General features: G+C 65.1%; 4 protein-coding genes. All 4 read right to left on the reverse strand.

Annotated features, from left to right (window positions below):
• Positions 1-187 (reverse strand): 2Fe-2S iron-sulfur cluster-binding protein (locus EOA33_RS34275; protein WP_127407621.1); only part of this gene is annotated, 187 nt, incomplete at its 3' end.
• Between the two features lie 114 nt (positions 188-301).
• Entirely contained in the window at positions 302-1,096 is a 795-nt protein-coding gene (locus tag EOA33_RS34280; protein ID WP_127407622.1) for an FAD binding domain-containing protein, read from the reverse strand.
• A gap of 15 nt (positions 1,097-1,111) precedes the next feature.
• Entirely contained in the window at positions 1,112-1,555 is a 444-nt protein-coding gene (locus EOA33_RS34285) for an SRPBCC family protein (RefSeq protein WP_127407623.1), read from the reverse strand.
• A gap of 124 nt (positions 1,556-1,679) precedes the next feature.
• Positions 1,680-1,893, reverse strand: a 214-nt coding sequence (locus EOA33_RS34290; protein WP_145989469.1) for an AraC family transcriptional regulator, incomplete at its 5' end; no start/stop codon positions are given.

Here is a 1,893-nt window from a genome sequence, read left to right on the forward strand (position 1 = left end):
GGCAGGAGAGCCTCAGCTCACCGTCGATGATGACCGAGCAGGCGCCGCAAGTGCCCTGGTGGCAGCCGCCTTTCGGCGAGGTGTCACCGATCTTGTCCCGCAGCGCGTGCAGCAGTGTCGCGCCGCTGTCGATGAACTCGGCTTTCTCGGAACCGTTGAGCGTGAACTGGACCGGGACCTTCACCATGTCTTTCCTCCCAGCGCGCCTGCCCGGATATCCGGACAGACGCGCGCCCCCGACGTGTGAGACTTCCTGCCTGTCGCAATCCCAAAACCGCTACGCGTTTTTGGGCGACGGGCATCATGCGAGCAGCAGCCGGCCGAGATGGACCGGCAGCACTTCGGCGCGATACCAGGCGCTGGCGACCGGATCGGTAATCGGCGTTGTGCCTTCGTTTGCCATAGCCAGCGCCGGCGCGATCTCGTCAGGCGTCAGCCTGCAGCCAAGCAGCGCCTTCTCGGCCGCTCTGGCACGCATCGGCCGGTCGGCCATGCAGCCAAGTGCGATCCGCGCGGCGGTGACCGTGCCGTTGTCTATCCGCTGCAAGAGCGCGGCGATGCTGAGTACCGAGACGCCCTTGGGCTTGACCCGTGACACTTTGAGAAAACGGAAGCTCTCCGCGCGGGGTAGGGCGAAGGTGACGGAGGTGACGATGGAACGGCTGGCGTCGCGTCCGGCCAGGAAGGTCTCGATCGGCACTTCGCTATCCTCGGTGGCGACGTTCGCGTCCAGCGCAAGCAGCGCGACGGCGAAGTCGCCGTAGGGCGCAGGCGCGAAGAGATTGCCGCCGACGCTTGCCATGTTGCGGATCGCCGGCCCGCCGACGGCGCGCACGGTGGGCGCAAGCCAGGCGAGTTCCGGATGGCGGGCAATCGCCGCCATGGTGACGGAGGCGCCAAGAACGGCCCTGCCATTGGAAACGGTAATCGTCGACAGCGACGGCTCGGTGGCGCGGACAAGTCTGGTGACCGAAACGTCGCCTTCATTGGCGGCGCGCACGACCAGCGTGCCGCCGCCGAGATAGCGCGTGCCGACCGCCTGCAGTGCAGCGTTCGCGTCCTTCACCGTCGGGAATGTTTGGAGGGCAAGCGCCATGGCACGCTCCTTGGCTCAGCTTTGGCCGGCGAAATGGCTCTTCAGCGCGTTGAAGCCGCCCTGGAAGACGTTGGCGCCCATGCCTTCGGCGAGCTTGTCGGCTTCCTCGGGAGCTGCGTCGAAGCTGGCGCTCCATTCGGCAAAGGTGCGGTCGCCGTCGGTGACACGCCGCAACTGCAGCGTCGCCTTGTGATTGGTGATCAGCTGCGGGGTCTCGAGGATGGAGTAGCTGACCAGAAACTTCTCGTCGGAGAAGTCGACCAATTTTTCGCGCAGGCGGGCGCCGCTGACGAGCTGGAAGTTGCGCACACAGCCGATCGTGCCGGCATCCTTGCCGTCCTCGATATGGCTTTCGATCATGCGCGGGTGCCAACTCGGCAAGCCGTTGAAGTCGCGTATCCGCGCCCAGACCTGTTCGACCGGCGCGTCGATGACGCTGGAGATGGTGACTTTCGCCATGGAGCCGTTCCCTTGCGGATGCGTATGGCGGGAAGGGTAGGGCGCACGGGCAGCCGGCGCTTATCAATGCGTCTTGAGCGCCTATCAATCAGTCTGAAAATAGACCGAAGGCAGCCAGGGCCGCTCAAGCCATCGCCCGCGCCGCCTCGCGATAGAGCGTCGGCGGCACGCCGACATGGTCGCGGAAGAAGCGCGAAAAATTGCCCTGGGTGGTGAAGCCGAGATTGCAAGCGACCGAGATCAGCGGTTCCTGCGACCATTGCAGCTGGCGCACGGCTTCCTCCATGCGCAGCGTGTTCCAGTAGACGTTCGGCGTCAGATTGGTCTGTTCCTTGAAC

Origin of the sequence: Mesorhizobium sp. M4A.F.Ca.ET.050.02.1.1 (assembly GCF_003997725.1) — a bacterium.
Lineage (GTDB): Bacteria > Pseudomonadota > Alphaproteobacteria > Rhizobiales > Rhizobiaceae > Mesorhizobium.

Bases quoted from the DNA above. Each gene is read 5' to 3' on its own strand.
- EOA33_RS34280 (WP_127407622.1), bottom strand. From the start codon at position 1,096: ATGGCGCTTGCCCTCCAAACATTCCCGACGGTGAAGGACGCGAACGCT.
- EOA33_RS34285 (WP_127407623.1), bottom strand. From the start codon at position 1,555: ATGGCGAAAGTCACCATCTCCAGCGTCATCGACGCGCCGGTCGAACAG.